Raw genomic sequence first — 21,217 nt, 5'->3', positions numbered from 1 at the left:
AGGAGGGCGCTTGGATTTGGCCATCGAACGTACCGGCGCGGCACTGGCCCGCGCCGAACGCATCCTGGTGATCACCGGCGCCGGACTCTCTGCCGATTCCGGCATGCCCACCTATCGTGGCCTGGGCGGCCTGTACAACGGCCGCACGGCGGAAGGGATACCCATAGAGGTAGCCATCTCTGGACCGATGCTGCAGAAGGACCCGGCGCTGTGCTGGAAGTACCTGGCCGAACTGGGCAAGGCCTGCCTGAATGCGCGGCCTAACGCAGGCCATGAGGCCATCGCCGAACTGCAACGGCTCAAGCCGGAGTGCTGGGTGCTGACGCAAAACATCGATGGCTTTCATCGTCGCGCCGGGTCGCCGCCGGAGCGGCTGATCGAGATCCATGGTGAGCTGGCGCCGTTGTATTGCCAGTCTTGCGGACTGGAGAGCGCTGAATTGGACGGGCATCTGGATGGGCCGCTGCCGCCGAAATGCGCGCGCTGCGCAGGAGTGCTGCGCCCACCGGTGGTACTGTTCGAGGAGATGTTGCCAGAGGAGGCGATCGACACACTCTATGCGCAATTGCGCAGGGGATTCGATGCCGTTCTGCTGGTGGGGACCACCGCGAGCTTCCCCTACATCATCGAGCCGGTGCTGCGCACGCGGGACGCGGGAGGCTTTACCGCAGAAGTGAATCCGGGGCTGACCGACCTGAGTTCGGTGGTCGAAGAAAGAATGGTTGGTCGAGCCTTAGACATTATGCCGCGCCTGCTGAGTCACATTCCGCGATAAAAAACTTGCATTGCCCCCATTGAGCGGGCAAATTAGCCCGCTAATAAATGGAGCTAATGAGACACGGTCGTGCCCATGCTTAAACGCTTAGCACCCCTCGTGCCCATGAGTTTCGTTCTGCTGCTGGCAGCTTGCGCCAGCCATTCGCCGGAATCGCAGCCGAACCAGGTCGCTTCAGTGCCTGCCACTCGAGCAGCGTTCCAGGTAAATCAGCACAACATAGCGCTGATGAATGAGTCGCAGGACGAGGGGGCCAAAAACGATAACGGCAGTTCGACTGCCCATGTATCCGACATTCTGGACCGCGCGTTCTCGCTGATCGGTACTCCGTACCGCTTTGGTGGGAAATCGGAGCGGACCGGCTTCGATTGCAGCGGCTTCGTGGGCTATCTGTTCCGCGAAGAAGCGGGCATCAGCCTGCCGCGCTCCACGCGTGAGATGATCAATATGGATGTCCCGCTGGTCTCGAAAGAAGACCTGCAGCCGGGCGACCTGATCTTCTTCAACAACCGTGGTCGCGGTCGTGTCAGCCACGCCGGTATCTATATCGGTGACGGCCAGTTCATCCATTCCGCCAGCCGCCGTGGCGGTGGTGTGCGGGTGGACAGCCTGGACGAGAGCTACTGGCGCCTGAGCTACATGGAAGCCAAGCGTGTGCTCGAGCCCGGCTACGAGCCGAAGACGGTGACCCGCTAAACTTAAAGTTTTACTTTAAGTATTGCGCTCAACTCACTGTTGGTACAAAGTGATGGCACTCCTTGACGGGATGCCATCACATGCTCGTTCCTCAGCGCATCATTTTCCTCGCTCTCATCGCTTCGCTGGCCGCCTGCGCCAGTCGTACTCCGCCGTCACCGCCTCCCGTGGTGAACGCGCCCGCTGCTCCCGTCTACAACACCCAGGCTGCTGACGATGTCCTGATCCGTGCCATTGGCCTGGTCGGTACGCCTTATCGCTGGGGCGGCAACACGCCTGATAGCGGTTTCGATTGCAGCGGCCTGATCGGCTACGTATACCGCGATGCCACTGGCCTGATGCTGCCGCGCTCCACCCGCGAGATGATCTCCCTGCGTGCGCCCACCGTCGGTCGCGAGTCCCTGCAGAGTGGCGACCTGGTGTTCTTCGCTACCAGCGGTGGACGTGGCGTCAGCCATGCGGGTATCTATGTCGGGGAAGGGCGCTTCGTTCATGCGCCCAGAACGGGCGGGACCGTACGCCTGGACAGCCTCGACAGCGCCTATTGGCAGAAAGCCTTCCTGGAAGCCAAGCGTGTCCTCGCCGTGCAGAGTCTCGCCCTCCACCCCTGATGCTCAGGAGGGCCAATGACCACCCGTACGCTCAACCTTGACGACTCGCTCTACCAGTACCTTCTCGATGTTTCCCTGCGCGACTCGCCCGTCAAGGCACGGCTGCGCGCCGAGACTGCCAGCCTGCCGATGTCCCGCTGGCAGGTCGCCCCGGAACAGGGCCAGTTCCTTGCGTTGCTGGTCAAGTTGACCGGCGCCAAGCGCATTCTCGAAATCGGCACCTTCACCGGCTACAGCGCCTTGTGCATGGCGGAGGCTTTGCCCGAGGGCGGCCATATCCTTTGTTGCGATCTTCCCGGTGAGTACAACGATATCGCTCGAGGCTACTGGCGCGAAGCCGGCGTCGATTCTCGCATCGAACTGCGCCTCGGGCCGGCTCTGGCCACGCTGCAAGCCCTGGTGGCTGGCGACCAACAGGGTAGCTTCGACCTGGTCTTCATCGATGCCGATAAGGCCAACTATCCCATTTATCTGGAGCATGCCCTGACCTTGCTGCGTTCGGGCGGCCTGGTGGTCTTCGACAACGTGCTGTGGAGCGGGCGAGTGTTGGAGGCGAATCCGGAAAGCGCGGACACACGAGCGATCCAGCAACTCAACCTGGCACTGAAGACGGATGAGCGCGTGGATTACTCGCTGGTGCCGATCGGTGATGGCATGAGCCTTTGCCGCAAGCGTTGAGGCAGGAATCGATAGAAAAAAGGCACGCCAATCGGCGTGCCTTTTTCGTTACCAGCGCCTGAGTCAGGCGACATCCACCAGAATCACTTCGCTGTCCTCCAGCGCGGTGACTTTCACCACCACCTCATCGGCAATGGCAGCGCCGTCGCGGGCCAGCAGTTCTACGCCGTTGACCTCGACCTTGCCAGTTGCCGGCACCAGGTAGGCGCGGTGGCCGTTGCCCAGTTCGTACTCGGCGGTTTGACCAGCCTTCAGCGTGGCGGCGACCAGGCGGCCCTCGGCGCGGATGCGCAGGGCGTCGGCGTCGTTTTCATAGCCGCTGGCCAAGGTCACGAAGCGCCCGGCGCGGTCGCCCTTCGGGAAGGGTTTGGCGCCCCAGGACGGCGTGCCGCCGCGTACTGAGGGTATGATCCAGATCTGGAAGATCTTGGTGACATCCTTCTCCAGGTTGTACTCGGAGTGCACGATGCCCGAGCCCGCGCTCATCACCTGCACGTCGCCCGCTTCGGTACGGCCTTTGTTGCCCAGGCTGTCCTGGTGGGTGATCGCACCCTGGCGTACGTAGGTGATGATTTCCATCTCGCGGTGCGGATGCGGCGGGAAGCCGGTGCCGGCGGCGATTTCGTCATCGTTCCAGACGCGGAGGTTGCCCCAGTCCATACGCTCGGCGTCGTAGTACTCGGCGAAGGAGAAGTGGTGCTTGGCGTTGAGCCAGCCGTGGTTGGCGCCGCCGAGTTGCTGGAAGGGTCTGCGTTCGATCATGACATAGTCCTCGTGGGGCGCGGCTGGCCGGTGGGCCAGGCCGCGCGGTTCATGGGGCTATCTTCTCGCGCAGATGATCGATAAAAAAGCGCAAATATCGGCAGATATAGATCGAATTATTCGATCCTATTCCGCTGTGCGCTTTTCGCCCTGATCGAGGAATTTGCTGAGGAACTGGCGGGTGCGCTCTTCCTTCGGGTGAGCGAACAGCGCCTTGGCGTCGCCCTGCTCGACGATCACTCCCTTGTCGATAAAGATCGCCCGGTTCGCGACGTCGCGGGCGAAGCTCATCTCATGGGTGACGATGACCATGGTGCGTTTTTCCTGGGCCAGGCCGCGGATGGTCGCCAGGACCTCGCCGACCAGCTCCGGGTCCAGCGCCGAGGTGGGTTCGTCGAAGAGGATCACGTCCGGCTGCATGGCCAGGGCGCGGGCGATGGCGACACGTTGCTGCTGGCCGCCGGAGAGGCGCTTGGGGTACGAGTCCTCCTTGCCGGCCAGCCCAACCTTCGCCAGCAGTTGGCGCGCACGCTCGATGGCCTGGGCGCGCGGCTCCTTCTTCACGATGATCGGGCCCTCCACCACGTTCTCCAGCGCGGTGCGGTGGGGGAACAGGTTGAAGTTCTGGAAGACGAAGCCCACGTGCTGGCGCAGCTTGCGGATCAGCCCTTGCTGGCCGCTGAGTGGCCGGGAGGCGTCGATAAGAATGTCGCCGACCTGGATGGTTCCGCCGTTAGGTACTTCCAGCAGGTTCAGGCAGCGCAGCAGGGTGGTCTTGCCCGAGCCGCTGGGGCCGATGATCGCGACCACTTCGCCAGGCGCGACGGTCAGGTCGATGCCCTTGAGCACCTCCTGGCCGCGGAACTGCTTGGTCAGCTGGCGTACTTCGATCATGCGTCGTGCTCCTGGTCATGACGGTTGACCCGGTCTTCCAGGCGATTCTGCAGGTGCGACAGGATGCTCGCGAGGATCCAGTAGATCAGCGCGGCAGCCAGGTACATGGTGAAGACCTCGAAGGTCCGCGCGGTAATCAGTTGGGCCTGGCGGAACAATTCCGGGACCTGGATGGTGGCGGCCAGGGCGGTGTCCTTGACCAGCGAAATGAAGCTGTTGCCCAGCGGCGGCAGGGCGGTGCGCGCGGCCTGCGGCAGGATCACCCGGCGCAGGGTCTCGGCGCGGGTCATGCCGATGCTGGCAGCGGCCTCCCATTGGCCCTTGTCGATGGAGCCGATGGCGGCGCGGAGGATTTCGCAGACATAGGCGGCCATGTTCAGCGAGAAGCCGATCAGTGCCGCCGGCAGCGGGTCGAGTTCGATGCCGGCCTGGGGCAGCCCGTAATAGATCATGAAGAGCTGGACCAGCAACGGCGTGCCGCGGAAGAACGACACGTAGATGCGCGCGATCCAGCGCACGGGGGTGAAGCCGTACAGGCGCATCAGCGCCAGCACGAAGCCCAGCAGCAGTCCGAAGAACATGCCGCCTACGCTGAGGACTACTGTGAAGACCGCGCCCTTCAACAGGAAGGGCGCGGAATCCAGCGCAAGCTGCAGGCTTTCCTCGATCATTGGGTGACGTCAGCCTGGAACCATTTCTCCGAGAGTTTCTTCAGCGTGCCGTCGGCGCGGAATTTCTCGATGGCCTTGTTCAGCGCCGCGAGCAGTTCCGGATTGCCTTTGCGCAGGGCGATGCCGGCTTCCTGGCGGGCGAAGGGCGCGCCAGTCAGCGCCATGGCGCCCTTGGTCTTGTTGACCATGTCAAAGGCGGCCAGGCGGTCCACCAGGATCACGTCGATGCGGCCACTGCGCAGGTCCTGGAACTTGGTTGGATCGTCTTCGTAGGTGCGCACGTCAGCCTGCGGCACGTGTTCGCGCAGCCACTGCTCGTAGTTGGTGCCCAGGCCCACGCCGACTTTCACGCCTGCCAGTTTTTCCGGCGCGTCGTACTTGCCTTCGTCACCCTTGCGCACCAGCGCCTGGATGCCGGAAACGGTGTAGGCGTCGGAGAAGTCGTACTTCTTCTTGCGCTCGTCGGAAATGGTCACCTGGTTGATCACCAGGTCCAGGCGCTTGGATTCCAGTGCGGCGAGGATGCCGTCCCACTTGGTCGGCTGGAGCTTGGCGGTGACGCCCAGTTCCTTGGCGATCAGGTTGGAGAAGTCCACTTCGAAACCGGCCAGCTTGCCGTTCTCGTCCTGGAAGCTGAAAGGCGGGTAGGTGCCCTCGAGACCGACGCGGACTTCGCCCTTGGACTTGATCTGGGCGAGCAGGTCGTCGGCGGCCTGGGCCTGGCCGAAGAAGCTGGCGCCGAGGGTGAGGGTCAGGCTGGCAAGCAGGAAATGACGTCGCAGTGCGGAGAAGGTCATGGTGGTCCCCGTTTTTGGTGTTTTAAGCAGGTTAGTCAACGCGTGGCGACTATATGGGCAGAATCGTTATGCAATAAAATAATAAAAAATTACATGCATAGTTCTGAATGGTATGTAACTCAAGTGGCCGAATGATAGGCGAACAGCGCTGGTGAACCGCCGGTGTGCAGGAACAGGATAGGCCCTGGTTTTACGAAGCGATCACGGCGGACGCCATCGAGCAATCCGGCCATGGCCTTGCCGGTGTACACCGGGTCGAGCAGCAGGCCTTCGTGGCTCGCCAGCAAGCGCACTGCTTCCAGCGTGCCGGCGTTGGGTTCGCCGTAGCGCGGGCCGAAATACTCGTCCCACAGTTGGATGATCGGCCGGGTCGCCGAGTCGTGGCCGAGCAGTTCCAGCGTGCGCGCAGCCAGCCCTTCGACTTTCGGCCGTTGCGCTGCGTCGGTCCGCGAAACGGTTACCCCGATGACGTCCAGCTCCGGCAAGGCCTCGGCCAGCGCGATCGCCAGGCCCGCATGGGTGCCGGCGCTGCCGGAGGCGAGCACCACAGCGGAGAACGCCTGGCCGCTGCTGTGAATCTGCTCCGCCAGTTCCAGCCCGGCGCGCACGTAACCCAGGGCTCCCAGCGCATTGGAGCCGCCGATGGGCACGATGTAGGGCTTGCGGCCCTCACGGCGCAGGCGTTCGCCAGCCTGTGCCAGCAGTTCGTCGGCGGTATCGAGATTGGGGACGAGTTCGACCTCGGTGCCGAACAGGTCCAGCAGCAGGCGGTTGCCGTTGCTCAGGTAATTGCGGTCATTGGTGCCGATGGGGTTTTCCAGCAGTGCTACGCAGTGCAGGCCGAGCTTCGCCGCGACGGCCGCGGTCTGGCGCACATGGTTGGACTGGATCGCGCCGGCGGTGACCAGTGTGTCGGCGCCGGCCTTCAGCGCATCGGCAGCGAGGAATTCCAGCTTGCGCACCTTGTTGCCGCCCAGGGCGAAGGGCGTTGTGTCGTCACGCTTCACATACAACTCGCAGCCCAGGTGTGCGGAGAGCCGCTCCAGCTTTTCCAGGGGCGTCGGGCCACCGGCGAGTTCGAGGCGGGAAAAGCGGGCAAGGGCTTCGCGCAGGGCACTCATGGGGGATTCTCGGTGTGGCGGCGGGATGCGTCACGATAGAGCGCGCGAGGGGCGCCTGCAATGTGGTCGGCGGCCGCGTGACGCCGCCTTGCACGGGAATGTCGCACGTCGATGTGCCATCGCACCGTGGAAACTCCGGAGGCTGTGAATCAATGTGCGGACAGCGGCGCGGCGAACCGCTACGCTCCACCTTCAGATCCGGAATCTATAACCGGGCGATAATGAAAACAGGAAAACCAGGGCGGGAAAATCCGATGACATCTGCAGTACCTTCGCGCGCTTCGCTGCAACGCTGGACGCTTCAGTTGCTTGGCGCACTGGCCCTGATGTTGGGGCTGAGCAGCCCGGCGCTGGCCGACCGGGTGATTCCCTCGGGGATGATGGTGGGCTTCGTCGACAGTGCGGTGTATCCGGTGATCACCCTGAAACGACCGAAGCCGAGCCTGCTACGCCAGGTCATCACCATTGGTCTGTATGAAAAGACCATCAGCTATCCGCTGTCGGTCTCCATCCGCATCCGCGACGAGAACAACCGTTTCATGGTCTACGGCATGCTGCCGAAAATCAGCGGCAAGTTCGTCGGCATCAAGATGGGCCTGGATAGTCGCATCAGCCAGATCTGGGTGATGACCGAAGCCGAAGCGACCGAGTACGTGACCCGCCCGGACACCCTGTTCCCGCCAAGCTGATGGCGATTGCCGTTCAACCGACAGCCTGCTGATGGCTGTGCCCGCACCACTCGTGCGGGCGGGCAGCCGGAAGCGACCGGGATCGGCTATCATGTACGCCGTTTCGAACCTTTCAGAACCGGTCTCCCCATGACGTCCTCTCAACAGCCGCCCCGCGACGACAGCGCCGACAACGCGCAGGAACAACCCAAACTCTCCCTGGCCGAGCTGGCCAAGGCCGCACTTGCCGCGCAGCAGCAGGCGAAAACCGCCTACCAGCATCGCAAGCCTCACGACCAGGCCGAGTACCGTCCGCCGCACCCGCGCGGCTCGCGTCGCTCCATGGGCAAGCGCTGATACAACCTCTCGTCCGAAACACTGTCAGCCAGCGCTCTTGCGGGTGCGCTGGCTGAACTGCGGCGGCCGGCATCGGTCGTATCCGCATCGGCCTTGCCACGCTGGCTGGCCATTTCCCGCTCTCGCGAACCCGTCACGGAATGACAACTGCACCGCCCTGCGCTTTGGCAGGAGCGCGCCTCGCGTCCAAGGAGAATCCATGAAAGTCCTCGTTCCTGTCCTTTCCCTGCTGGCGCTTGCCGGCTGCATCACCATGACCGGCAACTACGAAGTCAGCGCCCATGACGAGTCCGGCAAAGCCCTGAGCAATGGCAAGTTCCTTGCCCATGGCAGCGGTATCTACACCGTGCGCAACTCGCTCTGCTCGGTTTACCCGAAGGCCATCGTCACCATCAAGGACGTGGAGACGGATCAGGAACTGGAGGGCGAAAGTCCTTACCACTGCCGCTGAGGCGACTTACTGGGTGGGCGGCGTGAACTTCTGCTGCTGTCCCTGCTGCAACGTCCACTCCACTACCTGCGCGGACAATTGATCGGCTGCCTTGCCGAAGGCGCTGACCACTTCGGGCACCTGCTTGCCATCCACCGGCTGGCTGACCTCGAAGGTGCGCGAGGCGACGATGCGCTGGCCGAGGGTGCGCACCAGGCGAGCGTCGTAGCGGATGTGGATCACCGGCCTGCCGTTCTGGTACTCGCTCTGGAAGGCGCGCAGCTCGCCGGTCAGGTCGAGGTCGGCCTGCAGGCTGGCTTCGTCGCTGCTCAGGGCGCGGATGCCGCCGTTGGCGGTGAAGGCGTCGAGCAGGCGATCCCGCAGCAGGCCCGGTGCGCGGTTGCTCCAGCGTGCACCCTGGTAACTGCTCAGTTGGTTGCCTTGCGGGACCACGGCGATGCGGTTGCTGTCCAGCGCCAGGCTGGCGGTAGGCGCACTGATGCGCAGCGACCAGTTCACCGTCGCGCTGCTGCGCGCAGGTTGCTGGGTGGCCGGCAGCAGATAGAAGTCCGGGCTCTCCGCTTGCGGGAGGATCGAGCAGGCGCCCAGCAGGCTGACCAGGGCGGCGGCGCCGAGCAGGCGGGGAAGGGCGGTCATGGCTGGAACTCCTTGTTGCGCTCGCGGCCGAGCAGGTAGCCGGTGGGGTTTTCCTGCAGGCGGCGGGTGACGCCGCGCAGGTCTTCCAGGGTGGAGCGCAGTTCGCGGATTGCCGGGCCGATCTCACCCAGGCCGTTGAGGCCGCCGTTCACCGAGTCGTAGTTGCTGTTCAGCAGTTGATCCACACGCTCGCTGCTGCTGCGCAGAGAGGCGAGGGTCTTCTGTGCGTCGTCCATGATGATCTGGCCCTTGCCGCCCAGGGTCTGGTTGGCGCGTTCCAGCAACTGGCTGGCGTTGGCCAGGGTGATACGTGCCTGCTCGCTGGCGGCGGCCAGTTCCTGCACGGTACGGCGAATGTCCCCGCGTTGCTCGGCGACCACGCCGGTGGCCTGGTCGATGTGGTCCAGGGTGCGGCTGATGCGGTCGACGTTCTCCTGGGAGAACATGCGGTTCACGTTGTTGATCAGATTGTTGATGTTGGTGGCAATGTCCTCGCCGTTGGCCAGCAGCTTGGCGAAGGGTGAAGGAATGGTCTTGATCACCGGCACTTCACCGTCCTTGCTGGCCAGCGGCGGGCTGTCCTGGGCGGCGCTGGAGAGCTGGATGATGGCCTGGCCGGTGACGCCGGTGAGGGCCAGCTTGGCGCGCGTGTCTTCGCGGATCGGCGTGCTGTCGAAGACGCGGATGCGCGCGCGGACCTTGCGCGGGTCGTTCGGGTCCAGGCGCAGGGATACCACGTCACCCACGCGGATACCGCTGTACTGCACGGTGCCGCCTTCGGACAGGCCGGTCACTGCCTCGTTGAAGATCACGTCGTAGACCTTGTACTTCTGGTCGTTGCTCGACTGCGCCAGCCACAGGGCGAAGAGCAGCGCGCCGATCGACACGACGAGGGTAAACAGGCCGATCAGCACGTGATGGGCACGGGTTTCCATTTTAGTTTTCCTCCCGCAGGTGTTCGGTGGCCTGCAGCGCGGCACGGCCACGCGGGCCGTGGAAATAGTCCTGAACCCAGGCGTCGTCGGTCTGGGCGACCTGGTCCAGCGGGCCGACCACCAGCACGCGCTTCTGCGAGAGCACGGCGACGCGGTCGCAGATGGTGTAGAGGGTGTCCAGGTCGTGTGTGACCAGGAACACGGTGAGGCCGAAGGCGTCGCGCAGGGTCAGGATGAGTTGGTCGAAAGCGGCCGCGCCGATGGGGTCGAGGCCGGCGGTGGGTTCGTCGAGGAACAGGATGTCCGGGTCCAGCGCCAGGGCGCGGGCCAGGGCGGCGCGCTTGACCATGCCGCCAGACAGTTCCGAGGGATATTTGGCCCCCGCGTCCGGCGGCAGGCCGGCGAGGGAGATTTTAACCTTGGCGATGAACTCGGCATCGCTGCGCGACAGCCTGGCGTGTTCAATCAGCGGCAGGCAGATGTTCTCGCTCACCGTCAGCGAGGAGAACAGCGCGCCATTCTGGAACAGTACGCCGAAGCGTCTTTCCAGTTTCGAGCGCTCCAGCGGCGGCAGTGCCGGCAGGTTCTGCCCGAAGACATGCACGCTGCCTTCGCTGGGCTGGCGCAGGCCGATGATGCTGCGCAGCAGCACCGATTTGCCGGTGCCCGAGCCGCCGACCACGCCGAGGATTTCGCCCTTCATCACGTCGAGGTCCAGGTGCTCGTGCACCGCGTGGGTGCCGAAGCGGTTGGCCAGGTCGCGGACGACGATGATCGGTTCGCTCACCAGCCCATCTCCATGAAGAACAGCGCGAACATCGCATCCAGCAGGATCACCACGAAGATCGACTGGACCACGCTGGAGGTCGTGTGTTCGCCCACCGACTGCGCGCTGCCGCTGACTCGGAAGCCTTCCAGGCAGCCGATCACAGCGATGATGAAGGCGAACACCGGGGCTTTGACGATGCCCACCAGGAAGTGCTGCACGGCGATATCGTTCTGCAGCATGTAGAGGAACATGCGTGGTGAGATGTCCAGGCTCAGGGCGCAGACCACGCCGCCGCCAAAGATGCCGGAGATCATCGCCAGGAAGGTCAGCATCGGCAGGGTCAGCAGCAGCGCCAGCACCCGTGGCAGCACCAGCAGCTCCACCGGGTCGAGGCCCAGGGCCTGGATGGCGTCGATCTCCTGGTTGGCCTTCATCGAGCCGATCTGTGCGGTGAAGGCGCTGGCGGTGCGACCGGCGAGCAGGATCGCGGTGAGCAGCACGCCGAATTCGCGCAGGAAGGAGAAGCCCACCAGGTCGACCGTGTAGATCTGCGCGCCGAACTTCTGCAGCACGGTGGCGCCGAGGAAGGCCACCACCGCGCCGACCATGAAGGTCAGCAGGGCGACGATGGGCACGGCGTCCAGCCCGGTCTCCTCCATGTGCGCGGCCAGCGAGGTCATGCGCCAGCGGCGTGGGCGCAGCAGGTTGCGCACCAGCGTCTGCAGGGTCAGACCGATGAAGCCGAGCAGGCCGATCAGGTGGTCCTTGAAGGTGACCGAGGCGATGCCGATGCGCTCCAGTACATCGACCAGCGCGTTGCCCGGAGGGGGCGCCTTTTCGTCGAGGCGGCACTGGGTGATCGCGCTGCCCACGGTGCGCAGCAGCGCCTGGCGTTCGGCGGGCAGATTGCGGGCGATCTGCTCCAGCTGGCTCATGCGGGCGCCGCCGATGATCTCGGCGAGCAGGGCGGCACCGGCGGTATCCAGCGCGCCGAGGCCGGCGAAATCCAGCTGGGCGGGCGATTCGGCGCTGCGCTGGGCGGCCACCTGGGCTTCCAGCGTAGAGAAATGCGCGAGCGTCCAGTCGCCGCTGACGTGCATCAGCGGTGGGCTGGCGGTGGTGTCGAGCTGAAGCTGGCCGGGCTGGGCAGTCGTCATCATGACTCGCATTCTAGCGAAGTTACGCGTCGCGACCACTTGACTTGTGTGACGCTTTGTAGAGCCTTTGCGGCGGATACGGCGGGCCTCGGCGACATCCTGTTCAATTGACGCCCCAGCTCGCCAGCCACTAAGCTGCGCGCCTGCTTCAGGTGCTCTCGGCGCGAGCCGCGAGTGAAACAGGGAAGCCGGTGAAGTCGATGCGCAATCGACCATTCCGGCGCTGCCCCCGCAACGGTAAGCGAGCTTCGAACCGCAAACAGCCACTGTGCCGCCGGCATGGGAAGGCGCGGTTCCTTCGGAAACCCAGACGTTTCCACTCGCAAGCCCGGAGACCGGCCTGCTGCATCGCATGGCATCGCGGGAGGCGCTGCCGACGTCGGCGCCATGCGCCGCGCGTTGCCGTCCTCCGTCTGCCCCGACTGGTTAGTGCCGCGCGGGTGAGAGCGGCGGAGAATCCTTCAGGTGAAACCCCTATTCCCCAGGTCGACAGCCTTCGTGCTGGCCGGCCTCTGCCGCATGGCGCCCGCGCGCGCCAGCGGCGAATCCCTGCCCATTCCATCCCTGGTTGGCTGCCACCTGGCCGGCAACCTCACGCCCGTGCAAATCCTTTCAGGAGCAACCTGCCATGACTGAATCCGTAGAAAAGGACGAGCGCCATCGCTCGCGCATGCAGCGCAAGAAGGCGGTGATCGACGAGAAGATCGCCCAGGCCCAGGGCGAACGCGGCGTATTCCTGGTCAACAGCGGCAACGGCAAGGGCAAGAGCAGCTCGGCATTCGGCATGGTCGCTCGCGCGCTCGGTCACGGTATGAAGGTGGGCGTCGTGCAGTTCATCAAGGGGGCTGCGACCACCGGCGAAGAGGCATTCTTCCGTCGTTTCCCCGAGGAAGTCAGCTTCCATGTGATGGGCGAAGGCTTCACCTGGGAAACCCAGGACCGCCAGCGCGACATCGCCAAGGCACAGGCCGCCTGGAACGTGGCGCGGCAACTGCTGAACGACCCGCAGGTCGGCCTGGTGGTGCTGGACGAAGTGAACATTGCCCTCAAGCACGGCTACCTGGAACTGGACGCCGTGCTGGCCGACATCGCCGCGCGTCCGCCGATGCAGCATGTGGTCGCCACTGGGCGCGGCGTGCAGCCGGAGATGGTCGAGGCCGCCGATACCGTGACCGAAATGGGCCTGGTGAAACATGCCTTCAAGGCAGGGATCAAGGCGCAGAAAGGGGTGGAGTTCTGATGGTCTGGGGCTTCCCTCACCCTAATCCTCTCCCGGGGGGAGAGGGGACCGTTCGGTGTTTGAAGAAACGTTGGCGCTCGCCGGCAGGCTCTGCTGCCTCGGCTGACCGCAGCGCGGTTGTTGATCGACGAAAAGCCATCCCACAGGACACACCCAACTGCTCCCTCTTCCTCTGGGAGAGGGCTGGGGTAAGGGGCTCTCTGCCCGTGCCGGGGAGTGCGACTGATGCGTGATGCGCGCCAATGCCCCGCTCTGCTGATCGCCGCGCCCGCTTCTGGCCAAGGCAAGACCACCGTGACCGCCGCCCTGGCGCGCCTGCACACGCGCCTCGGGCGCAAGGTTCGGGTGTTCAAGTGCGGCCCGGATTTCCTCGACCCGATGATCCTCGCCCGTGCCAGTGACGCACCGGTCTACCAGCTGGACCTGTGGATGGTCGGCGAGGGCGAAAGCCGCCGCCTGCTCTGGGAAGCGGCCGGCGAGGCTGACCTGATCCTCATCGAGGGCGTGATGGGCCTGTTCGACGGCTCGCCCTCGGCCGCTGATCTCGCACGGCGATTCAACGTGCCGGTGATGGCGGTGATCAATGGCCAGTCCATGGCCCAGACCTTCGGCGCCATGGCCGTCGGCATGGCTACTTATCAGAGCGACTTGCCGTTCTCCGGCGTGCTCGCCAACCGCATCGGCAGCCAGCGCCACCGTGACCTGGTGCGTGACAGCCTGCCGGAGTGGATTCGCTGGTATGGCGCGTTGCCGCGCGATACCGAAGTGGAGCTGCCCAGCCGACACCTCGGCCTGGTGCAGGCTGGCGAGCTGGCTGACCTCGATGCCCGCCTGGACGCCGCCGCCGATGCACTGGCGGCCAGCGCCAGTACCGAGCTGCCGCTGCCGGTGAGCTTTGCTGCGCCGGAACCGCGCAGCGAGTCTTCCCGCCTCGACGGCGTGCGCATCGGCGTGGCGCGGGACAATGCCTTCGCCTTTCTTTATCAGGCCAACCTCGACCTGCTGCGCGAGCTGGGCGCCGAGCTGGTGTTCTTCTCGCCGTTGCGTGACGGAGCGCTGCCGGAAGTGGACAGCCTCTACCTGCCCGGCGGCTACCCGGAACTGCACCTGCAGGCGCTGGCGGAGAACCGCGCCATGGCCCTGGCAATCCACGCGCACCACGAGATGGGCAAGCCGATCCTCGCCGAGTGCGGCGGCATGCTCTATCTGCTCGATGCGCTGACCGACGCAGCCGGCGAGCGCGCAGAACTGCTCGGCCTGCTGCCGGGTGAAGCGCGCATGCAGAAGCGCCTCGCCGCGCTGGCGCTGCAGGCCGTGACGCTGCCAGAAGGCATTCTGCGCGGGCACACCTTCCATCATTCGTTGCTGGACAGCAGCGCGGAGCCGCTGGCCCGTGGCGTCTGCCCCAACGACAAGCCGGTGGCCGAAGCGGTGTTCCGCCGTGGCCGGCTCACCGCGTCCTATATCCACTTCTACCTGCCGTCCGATCCGGACGCCGCGGCCGCACTCTTCAGACCATGACCGAGCATGCCTACAGCCCAGAAGAGCGCGCCGCGCTCTACCGCGCCATTGCCGAGCGCCGCGACATGCGCCACTTCAGCGGTGGAGAGGTGTCGCCTGAGTTGCTCGCGCGCCTGCTGGAAGCGGCGCACCAGGCACCCAGCGTCGGGTTGATGCAGCCGTGGCGCTTCGTCCGCGTGACCGCGCGGGAGCTGCGCCAGTCGATCCATGCTCTGGTGGAGGAGGAACGCGTGCGTACCGCCGAGGCGCTGGGCGAGCGTTCCGACGAGTTCATGCGGCTGAAGGTCGAGGGCGTGCTCGACTGCGCCGAAGTGCTGGTGGCCGCCTTGATGGATGGCCGCGAGGCGCATGTGTTCGGCCGTCGTACCTTGCCGAACATGGACCTCGCCTCGCTGTCCTGCGCGATCCAGAACCTCTGGCTCGCCTCCCGCGCCGAAGGCCTCGGCATGGGCTGGGTATCCCTGTTCGATCCTGCCGCGCTGGGCGAGCTGCTGGGCTTGCCGGCAGGAGCCGAGGCCGTGGCGGTGATCTGCCTTGGCCCGGTCAGCGAGTTCTATCCCGCGCCGATGCTGGCGCTCGAAGGCTGGCGTCAACCGCGCGCGCTCAGCGAGCTGCTGTACGAGAACCACTGGGGAGAGCAGCCATGAGCCTGGCCCTGCTGGGCGTCCTTGGCGTGGCGCTGGATGCCCTGCTGGGCGAGCCGAAACGCTGGCATCCGTTGGTGGCATTCGGGCGGTTGGCGGATCGGTTGGAGCGGCGCTTCAATCGTTCCCGAGTTCCGGAGCGCCCTCTCCCTAACCCTCTCCCTGAAGGGAGAGGGGACTGTTCAGTTTCAGGCGAAACGACGAGCAGGTCGGCAACTCCAATTTGCTCCCTCTCCCTTCAGGGAGAGGGCTGGGGAGAGGGTGTATCTGCGAGCGCCATGAGTCCCAGGAATGACACCCCCGGCCTCGCCTGGCGCAGCCATGGCGTCACCGCCTGGATCATCGCAGTCATCCCGCTGACCCTGGTCGCGCTGCTGCTCAGCCTGCTGCCCTATGTCGGCTGGATGGTGCAGGCGCTCGCGTTGTACGCCGCGCTGGGCCTGCGCAGCCTGGGCGAACACGCCGAACCGGTGGCGCTGGCCTTGCGCACCGGTGACCTCAACGAAGCCCGGCTGCGCGTGGGCTACATGGTTAGCCGCGAAACCGCCGAGCTGGACGAGACCGCCGTGGCCCGCGCCGCCACCGAATCGGTGCTGGAGAACGGCAGCGATGCGGTGTACGCCGCGCTGTTCTGGTTCGCCGTGGCCGGCGCGCCGGGCGTGGTGCTCTATCGCCTGAGCAACACCCTCGACGCCATGTGGGGCTACCGCAACGCGCGCTTCGAGCGCTTCGGCTGGGCGGCGGCGAAGATCGACGACGTGCTCAACTACATTCCGGCGCGGCTGGTGGCCTTCACCTACGCGCTGCTCGGCCATACCCGGCTTGCCTTGCGTTGCTGGCGCACGCAGGCGCCGCAGTGGGACAGCCCCAACGCCGGCCCCGTGATGGCCGCCGGCGCGGGTGCGCTGTGTGTATCGCTCGGTGGCTGCGCCCGCTACCACGGCGAACTGCACGAACGCCCGCAGCTGGGCGAAGGCCCAGCGCCCACCGCCGTGGACATCTGGCGCGCGCTGGCCCTGGTGCGCCAGGGGGTGTTGTTATGGTTGGTGATCATCCTGATTCTGGGAGTGCTCTGATGCTCGAACATGGCGGCCGGTTGCGCAAAGCGGCGCAGCAGTACGGTATTCCGCTCGCCGAGTGGCTGGACCTGTCCACCGGTATTTCGCCCTGGTCCTGGGCTCTGCCCAGCGTGCCGGCGACGGCCTGGATGCGCTTGCCGGAGGACGGCGACGGCCTGGAAGCTGCCGCACGCCGCTACTACGGCGCCGAGAAGCTGCTGGCGCTGCCCGGCAGCCAGGCGGCGATCCAGTTGCTGCCGCGCTTGCGCAGGCCGGGCAAGGTCGGCGTGATCTCGCCTTGCTATGCCGAGCATGCGGAATCCTGGCGCGCTGCCGGGCACATCCTGCGCGAGGTCAGTGACCAGGAGGTGCCCCATCACCTGGAGCGCTTCGACGTGCTGGTGGTGGTCAACCCGAACAACCCCACCGGCCGGCGCATCGAGGCCGGCGTTTTGCTGGAATGGCATGCGCGCCTGCAGGAACGCGGCGGTTGGTTGGTGGTGGATGAAGCCTTCATGGATTGCACGCCCGAGCACAGCCTGGCGCCCAGTTGCGCCAGCCGGCCGGGGCTGATCGTGCTGCGCTCCTTCGGCAAGTTCTTCGGCCTGGCCGGCGCGCGCCTGGGCTTCGCCTTCGCCGAACCGCGCCTGCTGGAAAGCCTGGCGAAACTGCTCGGCCCCTGGGCGGTGAGCGGCCCGACGCGCTGCGTCGCGCAGGCGGTCCTGGGCGAGTTCCAGGAGCAGATTCAGCGGCGACGCGATCTTCACGAGGCCAGCCGGCATCTGGCCGGGCTGCTGGGCGAACACGGTTTCGCCCCGCAGGGCGGCACAGCATTGTTCCAGTGGGTGGTTTCCATGCGCGCCCACGCGCTGCGCGATCACCTGGCGCGGCAGGGAATCCTCGTGCGCCTGTTCGAGACGCCCAACAGCCTGCGTTTCGGCCTGCCGCCGGATGAAAAGGGCTGGGAACGCCTGGAGCATGGCCTGCGCACCTTCAACCAGATGGAGAGCCTGCGTTGAGCACGTTGATGGTGCAGGGCACCACCTCGGATGCCGGCAAAAGTACGCTGGTGACCGCGCTGTGTCGCTGGCTGCGCCGACAGGGCGTGGCGGTGGCGCCGTTCAAGCCGCAGAACATGGCGCTCAACAGTGCGGTCACCGCCGACGGCGGCGAGATCGGCCGCGCCCAGGCGGTACAGGCGCAAGCCTGCCACCTGGCGCCGCACACCGACATGAACCCGGTGCTGCTCAAGCCCAACAGCGACACCGGCGCCCAGGTAATCATCCACGGCCGTGCGGTGACCAGCATGAATGCCGTGGCCTACCACGACTACAAACGCGTTGCGATGCAGGCGGTGCTCGAATCCCACCAGCGTCTTTGCGCGCAGTACCCGGTGGTGATGGTGGAAGGCGCGGGGTCGCCGGCGGAGATCAATCTGCGCGCCAACGACATCGCCAACATGGGCTTCGCCGAGGCAGTGGATTGCCCGGTGATCCTGATTGCCGACATCGATCGCGGCGGCGTATTCGCCCACCTTGTCGGTACCCTGGAGCTGCTCTCCGAAAGTGAGCGGGCGCGGGTGAAGGGCTTCGTGATCAATCGATTCCGCGGTGACATTGCGCTGCTGCAGAACGGCCTCGACTGGCTGGAAGAACGCACCAGCGTGCCGGTGCTCGGCGTGCTGCCATACCTGATGGACTTCCACCTGGAAGCCGAGGACGCCATCGACACCCGCCAGGCCGCCAAGATCGGCGAGCGCCTGCGCGTGGTGGTGCCGGTGCTACCACGTATCAGCAACCACACCGACTTCGATCCGTTGCGCCTGCACCCGCAGGTGGAACTGACCTTCGTCGGCCCCGGCCAACCTATCCCGCCGGCGGACCTGATCATCCTGCCTGGCTCCAAGAGCGTGCGACCGGACCTGGCCTTCCTCCGCGCCCAGGGCTGGGAGGAAGCGATCCGCCGTCACCTGCGCTATGGCGGCAAGCTACTCGGCATCTGCGGCGGCTTGCAGATGCTCGGCCGCAGCCTGGCCGACCCGCACGGCCTGGAAGGTGCGGCGGGGGAGAGCGCCGGTCTCGGCCTGCTGGATTTTTGCACGGTGCTGGAGCCGGAGAAGCAGTTGCGCAATGTCAGCGGCCAGTTGGCGCTGGAAGAGGCTCCGGTGAGTGGCTACGAAATTCATGCCGGCGTCACCGAAGGCGTAGCGCTGGCTAACCCGGCCGTACGCCTGAGCGATGGGCGCACTGACGGCGCAGTGAGTGACGACGGTCAGGTGATGGGCACCTACTTGCACGGGCTGTTCGAGTCCGCCGCGTCCAGCTCGGCGCTGCTGCGCTGGGCCGGTCTGCGTGAGGTGCAGAGCATCGATTACCACGCTCTGCGCGAACGTGATATCGAGCGCCTGGCCGATCAGATCGAGGCGCATCTGGATACCGAAAAATTGAGAGCACTGTGCGGGCTGCAGGGTGCATGACTCGTCCATCCTGCCGCACCTGGCTTTTTTGTAGGAGCGAGCTTGCTCGCGAACCGCACGACACCAATGTGGCCGGCAAAGATGTTCGCGAGCAAGCTCGCTCCTACAGGTCCCGATTTTCAGGGAGACACCATGCTTGAACTGATCCTCGGCGGCGCCCGTTCGGGCAAGAGCCGCCTGGCCGAACGCCTTGCGCAGGACAGCGGCCTGCCGGTCACCTACGTCGCCACGGCCCAGGCCGGCGATGGCGAGATGTCCTCGCGCATCCTCCAGCACCGTGAGCGCCGCCCCGAACACTGGGGCCTGGTGGAAGAGCCGCTGGCCCTGGCCGACGCCCTGGAGCGCCTGGCCAAGCCGCAGCACTGCGTACTGGTGGACTGCCTGACCCTGTGGGTCACCAACCTGCTGATCCATGAAGACGGCTGGCACCTGCGCGGCGAGATCGATGCGTTGCTGGAAACGCTGCCGCAACTGCCCGGGCGAGTCATCCTGGTCAGCAACGAAACCGGGCTGGGGGTGGTGCCGATGGGCGAGCTCAGCCGCCGATATGTCGATGAGGCCGGCTGGCTGCACCAGTCCCTGGCCGAGGTCAGCGAGCGCGTGGTGTTCACCGTCGCCGGCCTGCCCATGGTGTTGAAGGGGGAAGCATTATGAGTCTGCAATGGTGGCTGCAAGGTACCCAGCCGATTGACCGTGTGGCGCAGGACAAGGCCGCTGCGCGCCAGGACCAACTGACCAAGCCGCGCGGCGCGCTGGGCCGGCTGGAAGAGGAAACCATCCGCCTGGCCGGCCTGCAGGGCCGCGAGCGGCCGACGCTGGAGCATATCTGGATCGCCCTGTTCGCCGGTGACCACGGCGTGGTCGCAGAAGGCGTGTCGGCCTATCCCCAGGCAGTGACGGTGGAGATGCTGCGCAATTTCGTGCGCGGTGGCGCGGCGATCAGCGTGCTGGCCCGCGATCTCGATGCGCGCCTGGAAGTGATCGACCTGGGCACCGCTACGCCGCTGGAGCCGCTTCCGGGAGTGCTGCACGTGATGGTCGGCGCCGGCACCGCGAACTTCACCAGGGAACCGGCGATGACCGCCGCGCAGTGCCTGATCGCGCTGGAGGCCGGCCGCGAATCCGTGCGCCGCGCGCAGCAGGCCGGTGCGGAGTTGTTCATCGGCGGCGAAATGGGTATCGGCAATACCAGCTCGGCGGCGGCCCTTGCCTGCGCCCTGCTGGACGAGCCGGCGCAGGCACTGGTCGGCCCCGGTACCGGACTGGACTCGCAGGGCGTCGCGCACAAGGTCGAGGTGATCGACCGCGCGCTGGCACTGCACCGCGCCCACTGCGACGAGCCCTTCGAGGCCTTGTGCCGTCTGGGTGGCTTCGAGATCGCCGCGCTGGTGGGGGCCTATCTCGCCTGTGCGCAGAAGGGTATCCCGGTGCTGGTGGACGGTTTCATCTGCACCACTGCCGCGCTGTGCGCCACGCACCTCAATCCCGGTTGCAGGGACTGGCTGCTGTTCGCCCATGCCGGTGCCGAGCCGGGGCATAACCGTGTGCTGGCAGCGCTGAACGCGCAGCCGCTGCTCGACCTCGGCCTGCGGCTGGGCGAAGGCAGCGGCGCGGCGCTGGCGGTGCCGCTGCTGCGCCAGGCTTGCCGGCTGCACAGCGAGATGGCGACCTTCGCCGAGGCGGCGGTGTCGGACCGTCCGGCATGACGCTGCGTATTGAACTGTTGCGCCACGGCGAGACCGAGCGTGGCGGCGGCTTTCGCGGGCGCCTGGACGATGCCCTGACCGAAACCGGTTGGGCGCAGATGCGTGGCGCACTGGGTGATGAATGCCGCTGGTCAGCGCTGGTCAGTTCGCCTTTGCGGCGCTGCGCTGCGTTTGCCGAGGAACTGTCGGCGCGCCACGGTCTGCCACTGCTCTTCGAGCCGGGCTTGCAGGAGCTGGACTTCGGCGAGTGGGAAGGCATTTCGCCAGCTACGCTGATGGAAAGCGATGCTGCGGCGCTGGAGCGCTTCTGGAGCGACCCCTACGCTTTCCCTCCGCCCGGTGGAGAGGCCATGGGAAACTTCGAATCCCGCGTCTTCGCCGCTTTGGAGCGCCTCTACCAGACCCATGCCGGATCCTCCGTGCTGCTCATCACCCATGGTGGCGTGATGCGCCTGCTCGGCGCGCTGGCCAGCGGCCTGCCGGCGAAGCGCCTGCTGGAAGTGGTGGTGAGCCACGGCGAATGCATGGCGCTGGACGTGACCCGTGAAGGTGACGGCTGGCGCATCCACAAGGCGCAACCGTGAGTCGAGCCTT

Annotated in this window: 24 protein-coding genes, 2 pseudogenes and 1 riboswitch; of the genes and pseudogenes, 17 read left to right on the top strand and 9 right to left on the bottom strand. The window is 65.7% G+C overall.

The window, feature by feature from the left end; all coding sequences use genetic code 11:
• The first annotated feature begins 10 nt into the window (after positions 1–10).
• From ACNFH5_RS10250 to ACNFH5_RS10235, 4 genes are all read left to right on the top strand, one after another.
• Positions 11–775 (top strand): NAD-dependent deacylase, encoded by a 765-nt coding sequence (locus tag ACNFH5_RS10250; RefSeq protein ID WP_416745614.1) that lies wholly within the window; start codon positions 11–13, stop codon positions 773–775.
• Between the two features lie 69 nt (positions 776–844).
• Positions 845–1,471 carry a C40 family peptidase gene (locus tag ACNFH5_RS10245; protein ID WP_138215336.1) on the top strand — a complete coding sequence of 209 codons (627 nt, stop codon included), beginning with the start codon at positions 845–847 and terminating at the stop codon, positions 1,469–1,471.
• Between the two features lie 80 nt (positions 1,472–1,551).
• On the top strand, positions 1,552–2,082 hold the full coding sequence (locus ACNFH5_RS10240) for a C40 family peptidase (RefSeq protein WP_416745612.1): 531 nt from the start codon (positions 1,552–1,554) through the stop codon (positions 2,080–2,082).
• Between the two features lie 15 nt (positions 2,083–2,097).
• A complete protein-coding gene (locus ACNFH5_RS10235; protein WP_416745610.1) occupies positions 2,098–2,760 on the top strand; it encodes an O-methyltransferase in 663 nt (220 codons plus the stop codon).
• A 63-nt stretch (positions 2,761–2,823) separates the two neighbouring features.
• On the opposite strand, the gene ACNFH5_RS10230 is transcribed toward ACNFH5_RS10235, so the two are convergent.
• From ACNFH5_RS10230 to ACNFH5_RS10210, 5 genes are all read right to left on the bottom strand, one after another.
• Positions 2,824–3,522 carry a pirin family protein gene (locus ACNFH5_RS10230; protein WP_416745608.1) on the bottom strand — a complete coding sequence of 233 codons (699 nt, stop codon included), beginning with the start codon at positions 3,520–3,522 and terminating at the stop codon, positions 2,824–2,826.
• Positions 3,523–3,648: 126 nt separating this feature from the next.
• Positions 3,649–4,416, bottom strand: coding sequence for an L-cystine ABC transporter ATP-binding protein TcyN (gene tcyN, locus ACNFH5_RS10225; RefSeq protein WP_416745606.1), 768 nt, complete (start codon positions 4,414–4,416; stop codon positions 3,649–3,651).
• A complete protein-coding gene (gene tcyL / locus ACNFH5_RS10220) occupies positions 4,413–5,084 on the bottom strand; it encodes a cystine ABC transporter permease (protein WP_171049556.1) in 672 nt (223 codons plus the stop codon). The genes tcyN and tcyL overlap by 4 nt, the downstream gene beginning before the upstream one ends.
• On the bottom strand, positions 5,084–5,884 hold the full coding sequence (tcyJ, locus tag ACNFH5_RS10215; protein WP_416745604.1) for a cystine ABC transporter substrate-binding protein: 801 nt from the start codon (positions 5,882–5,884) through the stop codon (positions 5,084–5,086). The genes tcyL and tcyJ overlap by 1 nt, the downstream gene beginning before the upstream one ends.
• Positions 5,885–6,003: 119 nt before the next feature.
• Entirely contained in the window at positions 6,004–7,005 is a 1,002-nt protein-coding gene (locus ACNFH5_RS10210; protein ID WP_416745602.1) for a D-cysteine desulfhydrase, read from the bottom strand.
• 254 nt (positions 7,006–7,259) lie between these two features.
• On the opposite strand from ACNFH5_RS10210, the gene ACNFH5_RS10205 reads away from it, so the two are divergent.
• The 3 genes from ACNFH5_RS10205 (at position 7,260) to ACNFH5_RS10195 (ending at position 8,481) form a co-directional block, all read left to right on the top strand.
• A complete protein-coding gene (locus tag ACNFH5_RS10205) occupies positions 7,260–7,694 on the top strand; it encodes a hypothetical protein (protein ID WP_416745600.1) in 435 nt (144 codons plus the stop codon).
• A gap of 129 nt (positions 7,695–7,823) precedes the next feature.
• Positions 7,824–8,030: a hypothetical protein gene (locus ACNFH5_RS10200; protein WP_138526277.1), complete on the top strand. Its 207-nt coding sequence runs from the start codon at positions 7,824–7,826 to the stop codon at positions 8,028–8,030.
• A 199-nt stretch (positions 8,031–8,229) separates the two neighbouring features.
• Entirely contained in the window at positions 8,230–8,481 is a 252-nt protein-coding gene (locus ACNFH5_RS10195; protein WP_401033169.1) for a hypothetical protein, read from the top strand.
• Between the two features lie 6 nt (positions 8,482–8,487).
• Here ACNFH5_RS10195 and ACNFH5_RS10190 read toward each other — a convergent pair whose 3' ends face one another.
• From ACNFH5_RS10190 to ACNFH5_RS10175, 4 genes are read right to left on the bottom strand one after another with little or no spacing between them, the layout of a single operon-like run.
• Positions 8,488–9,117: an ABC-type transport auxiliary lipoprotein family protein gene (locus ACNFH5_RS10190; RefSeq protein ID WP_416745597.1), complete on the bottom strand. Its 630-nt coding sequence runs from the start codon at positions 9,115–9,117 to the stop codon at positions 8,488–8,490.
• A complete protein-coding gene (locus ACNFH5_RS10185; RefSeq protein WP_416745595.1) occupies positions 9,114–10,052 on the bottom strand; it encodes an MlaD family protein in 939 nt (312 codons plus the stop codon). Before ACNFH5_RS10185 ends, ACNFH5_RS10190 begins: the two co-directional genes overlap by 4 nt.
• 1 nt (position 10,053) lies before the next feature.
• On the bottom strand, positions 10,054–10,839 hold the full coding sequence (locus tag ACNFH5_RS10180) for an ABC transporter ATP-binding protein (RefSeq protein ID WP_416745593.1): 786 nt from the start codon (positions 10,837–10,839) through the stop codon (positions 10,054–10,056).
• Positions 10,836–11,981 carry an MlaE family lipid ABC transporter permease subunit gene (locus ACNFH5_RS10175; protein WP_416745591.1) on the bottom strand — a complete coding sequence of 382 codons (1,146 nt, stop codon included), beginning with the start codon at positions 11,979–11,981 and terminating at the stop codon, positions 10,836–10,838. The genes ACNFH5_RS10180 and ACNFH5_RS10175 overlap by 4 nt, the downstream gene beginning before the upstream one ends.
• 130 nt (positions 11,982–12,111) lie before the next feature.
• Positions 12,112–12,337: riboswitch (cobalamin riboswitch) on the top strand.
• Positions 12,338–12,606: 269 nt separating this feature from the next.
• On the opposite strand from ACNFH5_RS10175, the gene cobO reads away from it, so the two are divergent.
• The 10 genes and pseudogenes from cobO (at position 12,607) to cobC (ending at position 21,207) form a co-directional block, all read left to right on the top strand.
• A complete protein-coding gene (cobO, locus tag ACNFH5_RS10170) occupies positions 12,607–13,218 on the top strand; it encodes a cob(I)yrinic acid a,c-diamide adenosyltransferase (protein ID WP_416745589.1) in 612 nt (203 codons plus the stop codon).
• 225 nt (positions 13,219–13,443) lie between these two features.
• The gene (locus ACNFH5_RS10165) at positions 13,444–14,739 is read left to right on the top strand and encodes a cobyrinate a,c-diamide synthase (RefSeq protein WP_416745587.1); all 1,296 of its coding nucleotides are present in this window, start codon (positions 13,444–13,446) and stop codon (positions 14,737–14,739) included.
• Positions 14,736–15,386 carry a 5,6-dimethylbenzimidazole synthase gene (gene bluB / locus ACNFH5_RS10160; RefSeq protein WP_416745585.1) on the top strand — a complete coding sequence of 217 codons (651 nt, stop codon included), beginning with the start codon at positions 14,736–14,738 and terminating at the stop codon, positions 15,384–15,386. Before ACNFH5_RS10165 ends, bluB begins: the two co-directional genes overlap by 4 nt.
• Positions 15,383–15,514 (top strand): annotated as a pseudogene (locus ACNFH5_RS10155) (cobalamin biosynthesis protein); the annotation flags it as partial. The gene bluB and the pseudogene ACNFH5_RS10155, both read left to right, overlap by 4 nt.
• Positions 15,515–15,619: 105 nt before the next feature.
• Positions 15,620–16,459: pseudogene (cbiB, locus tag ACNFH5_RS10150) on the top strand (adenosylcobinamide-phosphate synthase CbiB); the annotation flags it as partial.
• Positions 16,459–17,460, top strand: a complete 1,002-nt coding sequence (gene cobD, locus ACNFH5_RS10145) for a threonine-phosphate decarboxylase CobD (protein ID WP_416745583.1) — start codon at positions 16,459–16,461, stop codon at positions 17,458–17,460. The pseudogene cbiB and the gene cobD, both read left to right, overlap by 1 nt.
• Before the next feature lie 8 nt (positions 17,461–17,468).
• Positions 17,469–18,917, top strand: coding sequence for a cobyric acid synthase (locus ACNFH5_RS10140; protein ID WP_416745667.1), 1,449 nt, complete (start codon positions 17,469–17,471; stop codon positions 18,915–18,917).
• 132 nt (positions 18,918–19,049) lie between these two features.
• On the top strand, positions 19,050–19,571 hold the full coding sequence (cobU, locus tag ACNFH5_RS10135) for a bifunctional adenosylcobinamide kinase/adenosylcobinamide-phosphate guanylyltransferase (protein WP_416745581.1): 522 nt from the start codon (positions 19,050–19,052) through the stop codon (positions 19,569–19,571).
• Complete coding sequence (gene cobT / locus ACNFH5_RS10130) at positions 19,568–20,623, top strand: nicotinate-nucleotide--dimethylbenzimidazole phosphoribosyltransferase (protein ID WP_416745579.1); 1,056 nt, start codon at positions 19,568–19,570, stop codon at positions 20,621–20,623. The genes cobU and cobT overlap by 4 nt, the downstream gene beginning before the upstream one ends.
• Positions 20,620–21,207: an alpha-ribazole phosphatase family protein gene (gene cobC, locus ACNFH5_RS10125; protein ID WP_416745577.1), complete on the top strand. Its 588-nt coding sequence runs from the start codon at positions 20,620–20,622 to the stop codon at positions 21,205–21,207. Before cobT ends, cobC begins: the two co-directional genes overlap by 4 nt.
• The last annotated feature ends 10 nt before the right edge of the window (positions 21,208–21,217 follow it).

Source organism: Pseudomonas sp. NY15435, from assembly GCF_048068295.1.
Lineage (GTDB): Bacteria > Pseudomonadota > Gammaproteobacteria > Pseudomonadales > Pseudomonadaceae > Pseudomonas.
This window is presented reverse-complemented; position numbering and strand designations above follow the sequence as displayed.

Bases quoted from the DNA above. Each gene is read 5' to 3' on its own strand.
- ACNFH5_RS10240 (WP_416745612.1), top strand. From the start codon at position 1,552: ATGCTCGTTCCTCAGCGCATCATTTTCCTCGCTCTCATCGCTTCGCTG.
- ACNFH5_RS10235 (WP_416745610.1), top strand. From the start codon at position 2,098: ATGACCACCCGTACGCTCAACCTTGACGACTCGCTCTACCAGTACCTT.
- ACNFH5_RS10230 (WP_416745608.1), bottom strand. From the start codon at position 3,522: ATGATCGAACGCAGACCCTTCCAGCAACTCGGCGGCGCCAACCACGGC.
- tcyN (WP_416745606.1), bottom strand. From the start codon at position 4,416: ATGATCGAAGTACGCCAGCTGACCAAGCAGTTCCGCGGCCAGGAGGTG.
- tcyJ (WP_416745604.1), bottom strand. From the start codon at position 5,884: ATGACCTTCTCCGCACTGCGACGTCATTTCCTGCTTGCCAGCCTGACC.
- ACNFH5_RS10210 (WP_416745602.1), bottom strand. From the start codon at position 7,005: ATGAGTGCCCTGCGCGAAGCCCTTGCCCGCTTTTCCCGCCTCGAACTC.
- ACNFH5_RS10205 (WP_416745600.1), top strand. From the start codon at position 7,260: ATGACATCTGCAGTACCTTCGCGCGCTTCGCTGCAACGCTGGACGCTT.
- ACNFH5_RS10200 (WP_138526277.1), top strand. From the start codon at position 7,824: ATGACGTCCTCTCAACAGCCGCCCCGCGACGACAGCGCCGACAACGCG.
- ACNFH5_RS10195 (WP_401033169.1), top strand. From the start codon at position 8,230: ATGAAAGTCCTCGTTCCTGTCCTTTCCCTGCTGGCGCTTGCCGGCTGC.
- ACNFH5_RS10190 (WP_416745597.1), bottom strand. From the start codon at position 9,117: ATGACCGCCCTTCCCCGCCTGCTCGGCGCCGCCGCCCTGGTCAGCCTG.
- ACNFH5_RS10185 (WP_416745595.1), bottom strand. From the start codon at position 10,052: ATGGAAACCCGTGCCCATCACGTGCTGATCGGCCTGTTTACCCTCGTC.
- ACNFH5_RS10175 (WP_416745591.1), bottom strand. From the start codon at position 11,981: ATGATGACGACTGCCCAGCCCGGCCAGCTTCAGCTCGACACCACCGCC.
- cobO (WP_416745589.1), top strand. From the start codon at position 12,607: ATGACTGAATCCGTAGAAAAGGACGAGCGCCATCGCTCGCGCATGCAG.
- ACNFH5_RS10165 (WP_416745587.1), top strand. From the start codon at position 13,444: ATGCGTGATGCGCGCCAATGCCCCGCTCTGCTGATCGCCGCGCCCGCT.
- bluB (WP_416745585.1), top strand. From the start codon at position 14,736: ATGACCGAGCATGCCTACAGCCCAGAAGAGCGCGCCGCGCTCTACCGC.
- cobD (WP_416745583.1), top strand. From the start codon at position 16,459: ATGCTCGAACATGGCGGCCGGTTGCGCAAAGCGGCGCAGCAGTACGGT.
- ACNFH5_RS10140 (WP_416745667.1), top strand. From the start codon at position 17,469: ATGGTGCAGGGCACCACCTCGGATGCCGGCAAAAGTACGCTGGTGACC.
- cobU (WP_416745581.1), top strand. From the start codon at position 19,050: ATGCTTGAACTGATCCTCGGCGGCGCCCGTTCGGGCAAGAGCCGCCTG.
- cobT (WP_416745579.1), top strand. From the start codon at position 19,568: ATGAGTCTGCAATGGTGGCTGCAAGGTACCCAGCCGATTGACCGTGTG.
- cobC (WP_416745577.1), top strand. From the start codon at position 20,620: ATGACGCTGCGTATTGAACTGTTGCGCCACGGCGAGACCGAGCGTGGC.